General features: G+C 62.4%; 13 protein-coding genes, 1 tRNA gene and 1 pseudogene. 10 read left to right on the top strand and 5 right to left on the bottom strand.

Annotated features, from left to right (window positions below):
• Positions 1-4: 4 nt before the first annotated feature.
• The 9 genes and pseudogenes from BT179_RS21450 (at position 5) to BT179_RS21410 (ending at position 10,255) form a co-directional block, all read left to right on the top strand.
• On the top strand, positions 5-730 hold the full coding sequence (locus tag BT179_RS21450; RefSeq protein WP_072398671.1) for an urea amidolyase associated protein UAAP1: 726 nt from the start codon (positions 5-7) through the stop codon (positions 728-730).
• An 11-nt stretch (positions 731-741) separates the two neighbouring features.
• Positions 742-1,383, top strand: coding sequence for an urea amidolyase associated protein UAAP2 (locus BT179_RS21445; protein WP_072431914.1), 642 nt, complete (start codon positions 742-744; stop codon positions 1,381-1,383).
• A gap of 213 nt (positions 1,384-1,596) precedes the next feature.
• A complete protein-coding gene (gene uca, locus BT179_RS21440) occupies positions 1,597-5,238 on the top strand; it encodes an urea carboxylase (protein ID WP_072431913.1) in 3,642 nt (1,213 codons plus the stop codon).
• Between the two features lie 22 nt (positions 5,239-5,260).
• Positions 5,261-7,039 carry an allophanate hydrolase gene (gene atzF / locus BT179_RS21435; protein ID WP_072431912.1) on the top strand — a complete coding sequence of 593 codons (1,779 nt, stop codon included), beginning with the start codon at positions 5,261-5,263 and terminating at the stop codon, positions 7,037-7,039.
• A gap of 237 nt (positions 7,040-7,276) precedes the next feature.
• Positions 7,277-7,894 (top strand): annotated as a pseudogene (locus BT179_RS21430) (GGDEF domain-containing protein); the annotation flags it as partial.
• Positions 7,887-8,105 carry a cysteine-rich CWC family protein gene (locus BT179_RS21425; RefSeq protein WP_072398666.1) on the top strand — a complete coding sequence of 73 codons (219 nt, stop codon included), beginning with the start codon at positions 7,887-7,889 and terminating at the stop codon, positions 8,103-8,105. The pseudogene BT179_RS21430 and the gene BT179_RS21425, both read left to right, overlap by 8 nt.
• A 35-nt stretch (positions 8,106-8,140) precedes the next feature.
• Positions 8,141-8,833 carry a pseudouridine synthase gene (locus BT179_RS21420; RefSeq protein WP_072431911.1) on the top strand — a complete coding sequence of 231 codons (693 nt, stop codon included), beginning with the start codon at positions 8,141-8,143 and terminating at the stop codon, positions 8,831-8,833.
• 312 nt (positions 8,834-9,145) lie between these two features.
• Entirely contained in the window at positions 9,146-10,030 is an 885-nt protein-coding gene (locus tag BT179_RS21415) for an alpha/beta fold hydrolase (RefSeq protein WP_072431910.1), read from the top strand.
• 151 nt (positions 10,031-10,181) lie between these two features.
• Positions 10,182-10,255, top strand: a tRNA-Gly gene (locus BT179_RS21410).
• A 114-nt stretch (positions 10,256-10,369) separates the two neighbouring features.
• On the opposite strand, the gene BT179_RS26810 is transcribed toward BT179_RS21410, so the two are convergent.
• Positions 10,370-10,516: a hypothetical protein gene (locus BT179_RS26810; RefSeq protein ID WP_165887740.1), complete on the bottom strand. Its 147-nt coding sequence runs from the start codon at positions 10,514-10,516 to the stop codon at positions 10,370-10,372.
• 174 nt (positions 10,517-10,690) lie between these two features.
• On the opposite strand from BT179_RS26810, the gene BT179_RS21405 reads away from it, so the two are divergent.
• Entirely contained in the window at positions 10,691-11,095 is a 405-nt protein-coding gene (locus tag BT179_RS21405; protein WP_072399197.1) for a low affinity iron permease family protein, read from the top strand.
• A gap of 52 nt (positions 11,096-11,147) precedes the next feature.
• On the opposite strand, the gene BT179_RS21400 is transcribed toward BT179_RS21405, so the two are convergent.
• From BT179_RS21400 to fos, 4 genes are all read right to left on the bottom strand, one after another.
• Positions 11,148-12,056, bottom strand: a complete 909-nt coding sequence (locus BT179_RS21400) for an SDR family oxidoreductase (RefSeq protein ID WP_072399199.1) — start codon at positions 12,054-12,056, stop codon at positions 11,148-11,150.
• Between the two features lie 75 nt (positions 12,057-12,131).
• Positions 12,132-12,635 (bottom strand): DUF4142 domain-containing protein, encoded by a 504-nt coding sequence (locus BT179_RS21395; protein WP_072431909.1) that lies wholly within the window; start codon positions 12,633-12,635, stop codon positions 12,132-12,134.
• A 346-nt stretch (positions 12,636-12,981) separates the two neighbouring features.
• Complete coding sequence (locus BT179_RS21385; RefSeq protein ID WP_072431932.1) at positions 12,982-14,331, bottom strand: sensor domain-containing protein; 1,350 nt, start codon at positions 14,329-14,331, stop codon at positions 12,982-12,984.
• A gap of 141 nt (positions 14,332-14,472) precedes the next feature.
• A complete protein-coding gene (fos, locus tag BT179_RS21380) occupies positions 14,473-14,889 on the bottom strand; it encodes a fosfomycin resistance glutathione transferase (RefSeq protein WP_072431908.1) in 417 nt (138 codons plus the stop codon).
• Between the last annotated feature and the right edge of the window lie 261 nt (positions 14,890-15,150).

Here is a 15,150-nt window from a genome sequence, read left to right as displayed (position 1 = left end):
TTACATGACCGATTCGATCCAACTGTTTCCACCCTTCGCCGAAGAACTGCTGCCCGGCGGCGGCCATCGCTCGTTCGTGCTCAAGCGTGGCCAGTTGCTGCGCCTGACCGATTTGCGCGGCGGGGCCAACGTGAGCATGACGCTGCTCAATGCCAACGAGAAAACCGAACGCCTGAACCTGCCGGACAGCCTCAAGTGCCAGCACACCGCCAAGCTCACCGCCGGTCATTGCCTGTACTCGGACATGGGTCGGGTGCTGGCGGCGATCACCGCTGACACCTGCGGCTGGAGCGACAGCCTGGGAGGCGTGCTCTGCGCCGAGGAAGTCGCCGAGAAATACGGCCAGGGTCGGTACCAGGAACTGCGCAACGGCTTCTTTCGCAACGGCACCGACAACCTGCTGGTGGAACTGGGCAAATGGGGGCTGGGCCTGTCCGACCTGCTGATGACCCTCAACCTGTTCAGCCGTGTCGATGTCGACGAGGCCGGGCAGTTTCATTTCGTCGAGGGCAACTCCAGGGCTGGCGATTTCATCGAGCTGTACGCCCCGATGGACACCCTGGTGGTGCTGACCGCGTTGCAACACCCGATGGACCCGAATCCGCAATACGCCCCGCAACCGGTCAAGCTCAGCTGGATGAATGCCAATGCCAGCGTCGCCGAGCACTGCCGTCATTCGCGCCCGGAAAACCAGCGCGGCTTCATCAACACCGACCGCCTGTTCGCCTGAGGATCGCAGCCATGTCATTCGCCATCAGCACCGCACACAAGCAACCCGACACCGCCCTCTATCGCGCCACGATTCCCGCCGGCGAACCCTGGCTGACAGAGGTCAAGGCGGGCCAGACCCTGCGCATTCTCGACCTGGAAGGCAACCAGGCAGTCGACACGCTGTTCTACAGCCTGGCCAACCCCAAGGAACGCTATGACGTGCAACGCACCCTGCGCCGGCAGAACAATGTCTACCTGAGTACCGGCAGCGTGCTGTATTCCAACCTCGGCCGTCCGATGCTGACCATCATCGAAGACACCTGCGGGCGCCACGACACCCTCGGCGGCGCTTGTGCCCAGGAAAGCAACACCGTGCGCTACGCCCTGGAGAAGCGCTACATGCACAGCTGCCGGGACAACTATCTGCGGGCCTGTGCCCACGACGGTCGTCTGGGCAAGGGCGACATCGGCCCTAACATCAACTTTTTCATGAACGTGCCGGTCACCGCCGACGGCGGCCTGAGCTTCGAAGATGGCATTTCGGCACCGGGCAAATACGTCGACCTGCGGGCGGAAATGGACGTGATCGTACTGATTTCCAACTGCCCGCAACTGAACAACCCGTGCAACGCCTACAACCCCACGCCTGCGGAGCTTTTGATATGGAACTGAAATTCGCGCGCCTGCGCCGTTGGCTGTTCATGCTGTGCCAGAGCCGTGCGGGGCAGTGCATCAAATAAACAGGATATTTATGAAACACCACCCATCCCCTGGGGGAATCTGGGCTTTGGTTTCGCTCACGGGGACGACCCCGTAGGCCATCGACAACTGCGGGACGGCCCGCATCCCGGTTCAGGCAGCACCCATGCCTGAGGGGGCAATGCCATGTTCGAAAAAATCCTCATCGCCAACCGTGGCGCCATCGCCTGCCGCATCCTGCGTACCTTGCACCAGATGCAGGTCAAGGGCGTCGCGGTGTACTCCCAAGCCGACGCCGCCAGCCTGCACATCCTCCAGGCCGATGAAGCCCATTGCCTGGGCGACGGCGCCGCGGCCGGCACCTACCTGGCGCTGGACAAACTCCTGGAAGTCGCCCGAAGCAGCGGTGCGACGGCGATTCATCCCGGCTACGGTTTTCTCTCGGAGAACGCCGCTTTCGCCGAAGCCTGCGAGGCCGCCGGCATTGCCTTCATCGGCCCGACGCCGGAGCAACTGCGGGTATTCGGCCTCAAGCACACCGCTCGCGCCCTGGCCCGACAGCACGACGTGCCGTTGCTCGAAGGCACCGAGCTGCTCGACAGTGTCGAGGCGGCACTGCTGGCCGGCGCCCAAGTCGGCTATCCGGTGATGCTGAAAAGCACGGCGGGCGGCGGCGGCATCGGCATGCGGGTGTGCCGCAGCGCCACCGAGTTGAGCGAATCCTTCGAAGCGGTCAAGCGCCTCGGGCAGAACAATTTCAGCGACGCCGGTGTGTTCATCGAGAAGTACATCGAACGGGCCCGGCACCTTGAGGTTCAAGTGTTCGGCGACGGCCAGGGCCAGGTGCTCGCCCTGGGGGTGCGCGACTGCTCGGTACAACGGCGCAACCAGAAGGTCATCGAAGAAACCCCGGCGCCCAACCTGCCCGAGGGAATGGCCGAAGAACTCTGCGCGGCGGCGATCAAGCTGGCCCGGGCGGTGAACTACCGCAGCGTCGGCACTGTGGAGTTCGTGTTCGACAGTGACGCGGGGCGCTTTTATTTCCTGGAGGTCAATACCCGTCTGCAAGTGGAGCACGGCGTCACCGAGCAAGTATGGGGCGTGGACCTGGTGCGCTGGATGGTGGAACTGGCCGCCGGCGAGCTGCCGCCCTTGAGCGAACTGAGCCGGGGCTTGAAAGCCGAGGGGCATGCGATCCAGGCACGCCTGTATGCCGAAGATCCAGGCCGGGATTTCCAGCCAAGCCCCGGTTTGCTGACGTCCGTGCAATTCCCGCCAACCGATGGCAAACGCCTGCGCATCGACACCTGGGTCGAGGCCGGTTGCCAGGTCCCGCCCTACTTCGACCCGATGATCGCCAAGGTCATTCATTGGGCGCCCACACGTGAACAGGCGCGCCTGGGCCTGCACCAGGCGCTGGGAGACAGCCTGCTGTACGGCGTCGAAACCAACCGCGAATACCTGCAACAGATTCTTCTCGACGCGCCCTTCGCCAACGGCCAGCCCTGGACCCGCTGCCTGGAAACCCTGGTCTATCGCGCCAACACGTTCGAAGTGCTCAGCCCAGGCACCCTGACCAGCGTCCAGGATTATCCAGGTCGCCTCGGCTATTGGGCGGTGGGGGTGCCGCCATCGGGACCGATGGACAGCCGCTCGCTGCGCCTAGGCAATCGCCTGCTGGGGAATGAAGAAGGCGCGGCTGCACTGGAAATCACCATGAGTGGCCCGCTGCTGCGCTTCAACTGCGATGCCCGGGTTGCCGTGACGGGCGCGACGATCGCCTTGAGCCTCAACGATGAACCCGTGCCGATGAACACCCCATTGGCCATCGCCGCCGGCTCCACCCTCGCCATCGGAACCCTTTGCGGCGCCGGGGCGCGCAGCTATCTGTGCCTGCAGGGCGGCCTGCAGGTACCGGACTACCTGGGCAGCAAAAGTACGTTCACCCTCGGCCAGTTCGGCGGCCACGCCGGGCGCGCATTGTGCACCGGCGATGTACTGCACCTGGCTGCGCTGGACGGGCGCCTCGAGTTGCCGTCGATCAGCGAAACGCCCATCGAGTTGCCGCCCGTGCGGCAGATCCGTGTGATCTACGGTCCGCACGGCGCGCCCGAATATTTCACCGAGCGCTACATCCAGACCTTCTTCGATACCTCATGGGAAGTGCATTTCAACTCCAGCCGAACCGGCATCCGACTGATCGGGCCGAAACCCGAATGGGCACGCGCCGATGGCGGCGAGGCCGGACTTCACCCCTCCAATATCCACGACAACCCCTACGCCATCGGCGCCGTGGATTTTACCGGCGACATGCCGGTTATCCTCGGCCCCGACGGACCGAGCCTGGGCGGCTTCGTTTGCCCGGTGACCGTGATCGAGGCGGACCTCTGGCAACTGGGGCAGCTCAAGGCAGGGGACCAGGTGCGCTTCGTGCCGGTGGACCTGAAGACCGCCCGCTCACTGGCCCTGAAATGGGCTTGCTGTGGAAGCGAGCTTGCTCGCGATAGCGATCTGTCAGTCCCCTCGATGTTGGATGTCCCGCCGCTGTCGCGAGCAAGCTCGCTCCCACAGGGGATCGCGTCGCCTGTGGTGTTGGATATCGGCCAGGACGATACCCACCTGGTGGCAAGATTGTCCGGCGATACCCACCTGCTGCTGGAAATCGGCGCGCCCGAACTGGACCTGGTGCTGCGCTTTCGCGCCCATGCCCTGATGCAGGCCCTGGAACAGAAACGACTGGATGGCGTGGTCGACCTGACGCCCGGCATCCGCTCGCTCCAGGTGCACTACCAGCCCGAGCGATTGCCCCTGGCCGATCTGCTGGCCATCGTCGCCGGAGAATGGGATGCGGTATGCGCCGCGCAAGACCTGCAGGTGCCGTCGCGCATCGTCCATCTGCCGCTGTCCTGGGACGACCCGGCCTGCCAGCTGGCGATTGAAAAATACATGACCACAGTGCGCAAGGACGCACCCTGGTGCCCGAGCAACCTGGAGTTCATCCGCCGGATCAACGACCTGCCCAACCTGGACGAAGTGCAACGCACGGTGTTCGAGGCCAGCTACCTGGTGATGGGGCTGGGCGATGTCTACCTCGGCGCGCCGGTCGCTACCCCGCTGGACCCGCGCCATCGGCTGGTGACCACGAAATACAACCCGGCCCGCACGTGGACCGCGGAAAACTCGGTGGGCATCGGCGGTGCCTATCTGTGCGTGTACGGCATGGAAGGGCCTGGCGGCTATCAGTTCGTCGGCCGCACGTTGCAGATGTGGAATCGCTATCGGGATGTCGCCGCGTTCGAAGGAAAGCCCTGGCTGCTGCGCTTTTTCGACCAGATCCGTTTCTACCCGGTCAGTGCCGATGAGCTGTTGCGCATCCGTCGGGATTTCCCCCTGGACCGCTTCGACCTGGCCATCGAACACAGCCAGCTCAACCTGGCCGACTACCAGCGTTTCCTGGCGCGGGAAGCCGACAGCATCGCCGCGTTTCGCCAGCAGCAACAACACGCGTTCAATGCCGAACGCGAGCGCTGGATCGCCAGCGGCCAGGCCCACTTCGACAGCGAGGAACCGACGCCCGCGCCCACTGAAGACGCAAGGCTGGACGCGGATCAAGTGAGCGTCGACAGCCATATCGCCGGCAACCTCTGGCAGGTCCAGGTGGCCGCCGGCGCACGGGTCGCCGCCGGAGACGTGCTGGTGATCCTGGAGTCGATGAAAATGGAGATCCCGGTACTGGCTCCGGTGGCCGGCGTGGTGCGCCAGGTGCATGTCCAGCCAGGCTCGGCGGTGCGTGCCGGACAGCGCGTCGTGGTGCTGCAACGTGACTGAACTCAATCGAAGGATCAATGCCATGAGCCCATCCCTACAGCTGGACGACCTGCGTAACGCCTACCGCAGCGGCGAACTGACGCCTCGCCAACTGATACTGGCCCTGCGGGAAAAAGCCGCCGCGCTCAACTCGGACTACCACCTGTTCATCCACCTGTTGTCGCCCGAAGAACTGGAACCCTACCTGGCGGCCCTGGAAAGCCAAGACCTGGAAAACCTGCCCTTGTATGGCGTACCGTTCGCCATCAAGGACAACATCGACCTGGCCGGCATTCCCACCACCGCCGCCTGCCCGGCGTTCGCCTACGTGCCGCACCGTTCAGCGAGCATCGTCGAACAGTTGCTGGCGCTGGGCGCGATTCCCCTTGGCAAGACCAACCTCGACCAGTTCGCCACCGGGCTCAACGGCACCCGCACGCCCTATGGTGCTTGCCGCAACAGTGTCCTGCCCGATTATCCGGCGGGTGGCTCCAGCGCCGGATCGCCGCTGGCGGTGGCACTGGGAGTCGCCAGCTTCGCCTTGGGCACCGACACTGCGGGCTCCGGCCGAGTACCCGCAGCGTTGAACAACCTGGTGGGGTTGAAAGCCACCAAGGGTTTGATTTCCACGGCAGGCGTGATCCCTGCCTGCCGTACGCTGGACTGCGTGACGACATTCACCGCAACGGCCCGGGAAGCCAGCCAGCTGCTGGCGCTGACGGCCCGTCTCGACCCGAGGGACGAATACAGCCGTTGCAATCGGCAATGGAACGACAACTCGGCTTTCGGCGTACCGCAACGCTTTCGCTTCGGCGTTGCGCGCCAGCAGGACCTGGAGTTTTTCGGCTGCGATGAAGGACCCAGCTTGTTTCAGGAGGCCATCGAGCGCCTCGAACGCCTGGGCGGCGAGGCGGTGGAGCTGGACCTGTCGCCCTTCCTCGAAGCTGCGCGCCTGCTTTATGAAGGCCCCTGGGTGGCCGAGCGCTACAGCGTGGTCGGTGAGTTGATGGAGCGTCAGCCCGATGCGGTCCTGCCGGTCATCCGCGCAGTACTGGCGAAAGCGCCCGGCGTGGATGGCGTGCAGACCTTCCGCGCCCAGTATCGCCTGCAAGCACTCAAGGCCCGATGCGACCGTGCCCTGCAAAGCCTCGACTGCGTACTCACCCCCACCATCGGACGCCCGGTGACCCTCGCCGAGCTCGCCGCCGAACCGGTACTGCGCAATTCGGAGCTGGGTTACTACACCAACTTCATGAACCTGCTGGACTACGCCGCCGTGGCCGTCCCCAGCGCATTCATGGCCAATGGTCTGCCCTGGGGCGTGACGTTGTTCGGTCGGGCCTTCACCGATCAATACCTGCTGAGCGTCGCCGACGCCTTGCAGCGCCAGCAGATGCCGGCACTGCCAGTTCCTGTCAACCCGGCGCGTCATGATCGGGCACGGCTGGTGGTCTGTGGCGCGCATCTCGATGGGCTGGCCTTGAACTGGCAGCTCCAGCGACGCGGCGCCCGCCTGGTCGAAGCCACCCACAGCTCGCCGGATTACCGCCTCTACGCCCTGGCCGGCGGCCCGCCGCTGCGCCCTGGCATGCTGCGCGTCAGTGAGGGCGGCGTGGCGATCGAAGTGGAGGTCTGGGAGTTGCCCAGCAGCGAACTGGGCTCGTTCCTGACCGGTATTCCCGCGCCGCTGGGGCTGGGCAAGGTGCAGCTCGCCGACGGCCGTTGGGAAAGCGGGTTCATTTGCGAGCCCTATGGCCTGGAAGGCGCGCGGGACATCAGCGAACTGGGTGGATGGCGGGCTTACCTTCGAAGCCTGCGATAGCGGTCAGTCGTGGCGAGGCTGCAACCTCGCCACGGTTCTGCAAATCCGGACACCTTTTCCTGCAAGGCCACTAAACTGATTCCATCGGGTCACGCCAAGGGAATCGCCATGTCGCTTCGTCCGTCGTTGTATTCCCAGCGCTCGCCGGTGCTGATGTTGGCCATCCTGGTCGGTGCCGGCTTCCTGGTGACCTCGCTGCTGGGGTATTACGCGGCCGGTACATCGCTGCGAGACAACGTCCTCAAGGCGCTGTACATCAACCTGCTGATCGGTCTGCTGGTCACAGTGGCCGTGGTTGTGGTGCTCTATCGGTTGATCGCCAGTTATCAACAAAGGATCGACGCTCAGTCCATCCTTGACGGCCTGACAGAGCTGCCCAATCGCCGAGGCTTCGACCTGTTGGCGGTGCAGGCCCTGCATGAAGCCCAACGCGAGCCCAAGCCCTTGAGCGCGTTGTTGCTGGAAGTGGACAACTTCAGGCAACTCGACAGCACCCATGGCCACATCGCCAGCGATCAGTTGCTGACCGCCCTGGCCCGCGACCTGACCGACTCACTGCGGCACTCGGACATCGTATGCCGCTGGAGCGCCGACGCTTTCGTCCTGTTGCTCAAGGACACCGATGGGCAGAACGCTTTGAGGATCGCGGAGAAAACCCGCCAGCACATCCAGCAGCAGCGCTATTTCTGCAGCGGAAAGCAATTGCAGGCCACCATCAGCATCGGCCTGACCACCGTGCAGGACGAAGACACCTTGCATAGCCTGCTGTCCCGGGCCGATCATGCGCTGCAACGCGCCCGACAGACCGGAAGCAACCGAACCTGCGTGGAAATGCCCCATTCGAGCTATGAATAAACCTGACCTCTGCCCCGCCTGCGGCGCCACCAATGACTGCACCCTCGCCGACCCGAAGACCGCCGACCGGGCCTGCTGGTGCTACGGCGTGAGTATCGATCCGTCCGTGCTCGAAGCCTTGCCCGCCGAGCTGCGCGACAAGTCCTGCCTGTGCCCGCGATGCGCCCGGGTGGACGACCAGTTGCGCGCCAATGCCCGACCGATCGCGTAAGATGCCCGCCCTCCGCCTCCTTGCCTGAACTGCCCATGCGCGTCGACCGTTTCCTCAGCAACCTGCCACGTTTCAATCGCCAACAGGCCCGACTGTTGCTGGTCGAACGCCGGGTGCGGATCGATGGCCAGGTGGTCAATGACCCTCATGCCCAGGTTCGTGAGTTCAGCCGCGTCGAGGTGGACGACGAACTGTTGCAGGCCGGTCGACCGGCGCGCTATTTCATGCTGCACAAGCCCACCGGTTGCGTCAGCGCCACCCGTGATCCGCAACACCCCACCGTGCTGGACTGGCTGGACGAACCGGACAAGGACGACCTGCACATCGCCGGACGCCTGGACTTCAATACCACCGGGCTGATGCTGATCACCAATGACGGCAACTGGTCGCGGCGCCTGACCCAACCGCAGACCCGGTTGCCCAAGGTCTATTACGTCGAGACCGAGCGAACCATCACGGACGAGTACGCCACCACCTTCGCCCGTGGCCTGTACTTCGCCTTCGAAGGCCTCACCACCCAACCGGCGGAGCTGACGTTGCTGGGGCCTAATTCCGCGCGGCTGAGCATCGTGGAAGGCCGCTACCATCAGGTCAAACGCATGTTCGGCCACTTCGACAACAAAGTGTTGCGCCTGCACCGGGAACGCATGGGTCCATTGGTGCTGGACGCCGACCTGGAGCCGGGCCGATACCGCGCACTGCGCCCTGACGAGATCCGCCTGATCTGAACCGATGACCGTCGGGCAGAAAGTGTCGAACAATTTTTCGAAGGGTACTTGCGCAACGGTCGCCCCCCTGCTTGAATCAAACCGTCGGCCGAAATGTGACCGACGAGTCATATCATACTTCCAAGAAACTTTTTGCCGGCCGGGGTCCCCCAGCCCTCGCGTTATCCACCGGCAATCTGCCCGCCTATAACAACACCCGTCGACCAGTCCTGCCGGATCGACATGGGCCTTATCTTCCAGGCGTATGCCTACCTGTCACATTGCCCGTGCAATCTCATTGCGCGCATACCCGCTTGCCAGGAGTCTGATGACATGAGGCCAGAAATCGCTGTGCTGGATATACAAGGTCAGTATCGGGTTTACACGGAGTTCTATCGCGCAGACGCCGCGCAAAAGACCATCATCCTGGTCAACGGCTCGCTGGCCACCACCGCGTCATTTGCCCAGACCGTCAAGAACCTGCATCCGCAATTCAACGTCGTCCTGTACGACCAGCCCTACGCAGGCAAGTCCAAACCCCACAACCGGCACGAAAAAATGCTGACGAAGGAGGATGAAGGGCAGATTCTCCTGGAACTGATCGACCACTTCGCCGCCGAGCATGTGCTGTCGTTTTCCTGGGGAGGAACCGCCGCGCTGAACGCCTTGGCCCAGCGCCCACGGCGCATCGAAAAGGCCGTGATCAGCTCGTTCTCCCCCGTGCTCAACGCACCGATGCGCGATTACCTGGAACGTGGCGTCGACTACCTCAGCCACCTGGACGGCGACCGTGTGGGCCATCTGGTGAACAACACCATCGGCAAGCATCTACCGCCATTGTTCAAGCGCTTCAACTATCGCCATGTCAGCAGCCTGGCCGAGCATGAATACACCCAGATGCATTTTCATATCAACGAAGTGCTCCACAGCGATCTGGCGTGCTACGTCGATGCGGCGAAGAAAATCAACGTGCCGGTGCTGTTTCTCAATGGCGAATGGGACGAATACACCACCGCCAACGACGCGAGGCTGTTCGCTCGACATGTGCAGGACAGCACCTTCAGCACGGTACAAGCCACGGGGCACTTCCTGGACATGGAACACAAGGCCGCCTGCCGCGACAGCCGCGACGCCTTGCTGAACTTCCTCCAGCCCAGCCGCTATGAAATCCGGTCGCGCTACAACTACGTGCAGGACCACCATGCGCTGGCCATCTGAAACCGAGTCTTGGCGGGCAAGCCCCTCGATAGCGGGGCCTGCTCGCCAACGACCGCACTGGCCGAAGGCCTGCGCAGGCAAGCGACGTCACCGCTGGTAAAGAAAAACTTCAAATCCACGCCCACTTCTGGTACAAAGTCAGCCGCTCTGAGCGGGTGTCGTATAATGGCATTACTCCAGCTTCCCAAGCTGATAACGAGGGTTCGATTCCCTTCACCCGCTCCAATCAGATTCCGATCTCACGTCATTCAATGACTGGAGATACAAAAAAACCGGCCTCCCAGGGCCGGTTTTTTTTGTTCGATATTTGTACATCGATCATGTCTGCGAGCACATTCGTTATTTCTTCTCGGAACCGGACTCCTGCATCTGCACCGAAGATTTGGAGCCGTCGGTGTTGTCCTTGGTCTCGTTGTCCGAATTGTCGAAGCAGCCTTGCAAGGCAAGCAGGCAGCAGGCGAGGCAGAAAGTGCGTGCGAGGTTCATGGCTTACTCCAGGGGATGGGTTTAAACAATGACCCTTGGACATCGCGATGGTTGCGCCATTTTTCGCGCTGAGCGATGAACGTCCACAGGCCGTCACGGGGAAGAATGTAAGTAGAATTTTCACCGTTTCGTTGCTGTCACACCAGACAGGTGAATCCTACAAGGAACACAGCAATGACCTTCGCAAAAATCGCTCAGAAACTGTCCCTGTGGGCGGGGAGCCCAAAGACATTCCTGGGAGCCCTCGTTTTGTTGGCGCTCTGGGCTATCAGCGGGCCTTTCTTCAAGTTCAACGATACGTGGCAACTGATCATCAATACATCGACGACGATCATTACCTTCCTGATGGTATTCCTCATCCAGAATACGCAGAACCGCGATACCGACATCCTGCACCTGAAGGTCGACGAGTTACTGCGGGCGACCAAAGAGGCGCAGAACGCGATGCTTGGCCTCGAATCGCTGGACCTCAAGCAACTGGAGGCATTGCGCAAGCACTACCAGGCCATGGGCCAGGGCGAGGCGAAAAACCTGGAGGGTCTTGAGGAGCAGAACAAGGTAGACCTGAATCAATGCTGAAGGCGTGACTGCGCGAGCGAGACTACCTCTCACCCGCGCAGCCTATCGTGCCTCAGGGCAGCGGATTACCGCCTGTCACACCGAACACTTCGCCGGTGATATAGCTCGACTCCTGGGAAGCCAGCAACACGTAGAGCGGCGCGCATTCAGCCGGCTGGCCGGGACGCTTCATCGGGACCTGGGAACCGAAGGTCGGTATTTTCTCCCGGGGCTGCCCGCCACTGGGCTGCAACACGGTCCAGATCGGCCCCGGTGCCACGGCGTTGACTCGGATGCCCTTGCCGATAACCTGGCCAGCCAGCGCCTTGGTGAACGCCACGATGGCCGCCTTGGTGGTGGCGTAATCCAGTAAGGTCGCCGACGGATCGTAGGATTGGATCGACGCGGTATTGATGATGGTCGCCCCGGCCGGCATCAGCGGCACCGCGCTCTTGCAGAGCCAGAACATCGCATAAATGTTGGTTTTCATGGTGTCGTCGAACTGGGCGGTGGTGATGTCGGCGATGTCTTTCTGCGCTTCCTGTTTGCCGGCCACATTGACCAGGATGTCCAGTCCTCCCAGTTGCTCATGGGCGCTTTTCACCAGTTGGACGCAGAATGCCTCGTCCTTGAGATCGCCAGGAATCGCAATGGCCTTGCGGCCCTCGGCTTCGATCAGTTCGATGACTTGCCGGGCATCACGCTCTTCACTGGGCAGGTAATTGATCGCGACGTCGGCACCTTCCCGTGCATAGGCGATGGCCGCCGCACGACCGATACCTGAATCGGCGCCGGTAACCAGGGCTTTGCGGCCCTCCAGGCGGCCGAATCCTTGATAGCTTTTCTCACCATGATCCGGCTTGGGCACCATGTCCTGGTCGATACCTGGCGGTGATTGGGGCTGGTCAGGGAAAGGCGGGCGAGGATACTGGGTCAACGGGTTCTGCATCGCATATTGATTGGGTTCTCGGCGTGTGGACATCGAGGTTCTCCTTTCTGCGGGCAAGGTGAACCGGGACGTAATCGCCCCGGCCTTGAATATGAGTCAAGCCTTGGATCAGCGGCTGGCCTGGAGCGCCCTGGCCATTTCCAGATGGGTCTGCAACTTGGGCAAGGTCTCGTCGGCGAACGCCTTGATCTCCGGCACGTTGGTGGTCTGGGCCTCCTGTTGGATCTGCGCGATGGCTTCCTCGGTGGCCTTGACCTGGCTGGCGGCGTAGGCCGCCTCGAACGATTCGCCTTCCTGGACTTGCGGTATCAGGGTCTTGGCCTTCTCGGCCACCGCTTCCCTGGGCTCGACGGGCAGGTCAAGTTTTTTCGCAATCTTGGCCAGGTGCTGGTTGGCCGTGGTGCGGTCGTTGATCACCATGATGGTGTAATCCTTGACCTCCCTGGATTCGGCTTTCCCGTGGGCCATGCGGCTGGCCTCGATGTCGGCCATGCCTTTGGCTGAGGCATCGTTGATGAATTCGGTCGGCGATTGGGCCCAGGCACTGTTGGCACCCAGGCCCATCAGCACGACAAGGCTGCTGGTGCGTAAAAAGGTGGCCATCCGGCTCATGGTCGCGCCCTCCTCGAAGTAAAAGTCCCGGCAGGTTTTCCTGCCTCTGAATCAGAACCACCGGTGACATTCAGCGAGACGTCTGACCCGGCTTGCGGCCGATTTCGACTTTTGACGGGTGCTTATCGACGCTCATGATGGTGGTTCTCCCACTTTTGCGACCCGCTTCAGACACCTTCGTTCGATCGTGAACGATGTTTCCCGGATAATTGCTTCGTGAACCTGGCATGGTCCGGCCCTCCAGATACATGGATGTCACGAGCACTGCTCGCCTGACATTCGAAAGGAAAACGGGCTGGAAGGTTTTGCCGAAGCCGACGGCGTCACGACGAACGGTGACACCGGGTCAGAGGCCGAGGGCCTTGTGATTGTGGCGCTTGGCAGCGTACATCGCCTCGTCGGCGTGGCGGAACAGGGCCACGTCTTCACTGCCATGGTCTGGAAAACAGGCCACGCCGATACTGGGCTCGATGCTCAGGCTGTGTCCGTCCAGGCGCAGCGGCTGGCTCAGTGCATGACGGATCTTTTCCTGGACACGGCGCGCATCGTCCAGGGCCTGGATGCTATGGAGCAGCACCACGAACTCGTCGCCGCCAATGCGCGCCACGGTATCGCTCTCACGGATGCAGCCCTGCAGTCGGCTGGCCACCGCTTGCAGCAGCAGATCGCCCACACCGTGGCCGAAAGTGTCATTGACCTGCTTGAACCGATCCAGGTCGATATACAGCAAGGCCATGCGTCCCGACACCGCACGGGCGCTGGCCAGCGCAGCCTTGAACCGCTCACGCAGCAATTCGCGGTTGGGTATCTGGGTCAACTGATCGTATTGCGCCATGCGCTGCAAGCGGGCATGCAGGCGCTGGCGTTCGATGGCGATGGTGAGCTGCGCACAGACATATTGCAGCAGCTCCTTGTCCTGCTCGGTATAGCGCTCGTCGTCCTGGGCGCTCTTGACGATCAGCGCCCCGATCGTGCCGTTCTGGGCATTGAGCGGCACCCCCAGCCAACAGGGTGCGCCCGGCTGTGTCGCCAGGTCACGCAAACCCGATGGCAGCGAGTCGCGATCAGAGGTCAGCAGGATCGGCTGGCCGCTGCGAATCACTTCTGCGCACAACCGCCCGGTCACCGTATCCGGCAACTCGGGCTGCCCTTCCCGGCCGTCGACGTGATAAGCGAAATCCAGCTGGGCACATTGCTCGTCGTACAGCGCTACCGAGAAATTCAGCGCCGGCAGCCACTCACCGATGATCAGGTGAATGCGCTTGAACAACCCCAGCAGATCCGCCGCGGCATGGGCCGCTTCGGAGATCGCATACAGCGCCGCCTGCCGGGACTCGGCCTGCTTGCGCTCGGTGATGTCCCGCGCCACGGCGATCCGCAGTTGGTCCTGTGACGACCAGCGTGCCGACCAGAGAATGTGCGCCACCCGACCGTCCTTGCGCAGGTAACGGTTCTCGAAGTTGAACTTGGGGTCTCCCCCCATGATTTCCCGCGCGGCGTCGAGGGTTCGCTGGCGGTCGTCGGGGTGTACCAGCTCGATCATGGACCGACCGATCAGTTCCCGGGGTGTATAGCCGAAAATGCGCTCACAGGCGGCACTGACGAACACGAACCGACCATGGGCGTCTACGGCGCACACAGCGTCCAGCAGGAGGTCGAGGTAACTGGCCAGCGGCGTGGCATTAGGGGTATCCATGGAGCTGAACGCCATCCGGAGAATGCAGTCATGTGCGAATCCGATGATCCGGCGCGCAATATATGATGAGGATAGCGCAGTCATTCAGGCCCTCCGGAAAAATGATTGCGTTAAGCCATCTTTCCCCGACAGAAGGCCTTGTCACGGCACCGTGAAGAACTCCATGCCGGCGTAAGGCGCCTGCCGACAGGCCTTCAGACGCGACGCCAGGTCGCCCACATGAAGTTCGAGCTTGTGCCCGTCCGGGTCCAGGAAATAGAACGAATCGCCTTCGCTGCGATTGTCCCGCCACGATACGACCCCGGCCGCCTTGAGCCGCGCCACCAGACGCGGGAAACCCTCGGCCGCCAGGCTGAACGCGTAATGGGTGTAATCCGCCGCCGGCCCGGTCGTGCGTAATGGGTCGAGGGACAGGCACAACCACAAGCCCGGCAAAGACAGATAGGCCCCGCTGTCCCAGCGCGCCTCGAGACGAAACTGCAACAGGTCGCGATAAAAGCCCACGCTTCGGTCCAGCTCGGTGACCGCGAGGGTCAGATGGTTGAGGCCTGAAAGCATCGACAGGAACCTTGCGAAAGAAATGGACAAGAGAGGACGCTGTACACCCCCCCCAACGCAGCGGCTCCGGGGCATCGACAAACATTGTAACGAGCTCCCACTCCACCAGGGAATTCCTCGTCCACGTTCATAGGCAACGTCCTACACAGAACTCTCCAGCCCCCCTCAAAGACGCCGGAAACGGCCGATTCAAAGCCTTGGGCAGTGGTCTGTAAAGTCCGGAAACACACAGATATCGAAACACCACACGGACAGAACCCC

Source organism: Pseudomonas sp. NFACC43, from assembly GCF_900119645.1.
Taxonomy (GTDB): domain Bacteria; phylum Pseudomonadota; class Gammaproteobacteria; order Pseudomonadales; family Pseudomonadaceae; genus Aquipseudomonas.
This window is presented reverse-complemented; position numbering and strand designations above follow the sequence as displayed.

Excerpts from the sequence above, each read along its gene's own strand:
- BT179_RS21415 (WP_072431910.1), top strand. The coding sequence starts at position 9,146 with ATGAGGCCAGAAATCGCTGTGCTGGATATACAAGGTCAGTATCGGGTT.
- uca (WP_072431913.1), top strand. The coding sequence starts at position 1,597 with ATGTTCGAAAAAATCCTCATCGCCAACCGTGGCGCCATCGCCTGCCGC.
- fos (WP_072431908.1), bottom strand. The coding sequence starts at position 14,889 with ATGCTTTCAGGCCTCAACCATCTGACCCTCGCGGTCACCGAGCTGGAC.
- BT179_RS21420 (WP_072431911.1), top strand. The coding sequence starts at position 8,141 with ATGCGCGTCGACCGTTTCCTCAGCAACCTGCCACGTTTCAATCGCCAA.
- BT179_RS21425 (WP_072398666.1), top strand. The coding sequence starts at position 7,887 with ATGAATAAACCTGACCTCTGCCCCGCCTGCGGCGCCACCAATGACTGC.
- BT179_RS21395 (WP_072431909.1), bottom strand. The coding sequence starts at position 12,635 with ATGAGCCGGATGGCCACCTTTTTACGCACCAGCAGCCTTGTCGTGCTG.
- BT179_RS21445 (WP_072431914.1), top strand. The coding sequence starts at position 742 with ATGTCATTCGCCATCAGCACCGCACACAAGCAACCCGACACCGCCCTC.
- BT179_RS26810 (WP_165887740.1), bottom strand. The coding sequence starts at position 10,516 with ATGAACCTCGCACGCACTTTCTGCCTCGCCTGCTGCCTGCTTGCCTTG.
- BT179_RS21400 (WP_072399199.1), bottom strand. The coding sequence starts at position 12,056 with ATGTCCACACGCCGAGAACCCAATCAATATGCGATGCAGAACCCGTTG.
- BT179_RS21450 (WP_072398671.1), top strand. The coding sequence starts at position 5 with ATGACCGATTCGATCCAACTGTTTCCACCCTTCGCCGAAGAACTGCTG.
- atzF (WP_072431912.1), top strand. The coding sequence starts at position 5,261 with ATGAGCCCATCCCTACAGCTGGACGACCTGCGTAACGCCTACCGCAGC.
- BT179_RS21385 (WP_072431932.1), bottom strand. The coding sequence starts at position 14,331 with ATGGATACCCCTAATGCCACGCCGCTGGCCAGTTACCTCGACCTCCTG.
- BT179_RS21405 (WP_072399197.1), top strand. The coding sequence starts at position 10,691 with ATGACCTTCGCAAAAATCGCTCAGAAACTGTCCCTGTGGGCGGGGAGC.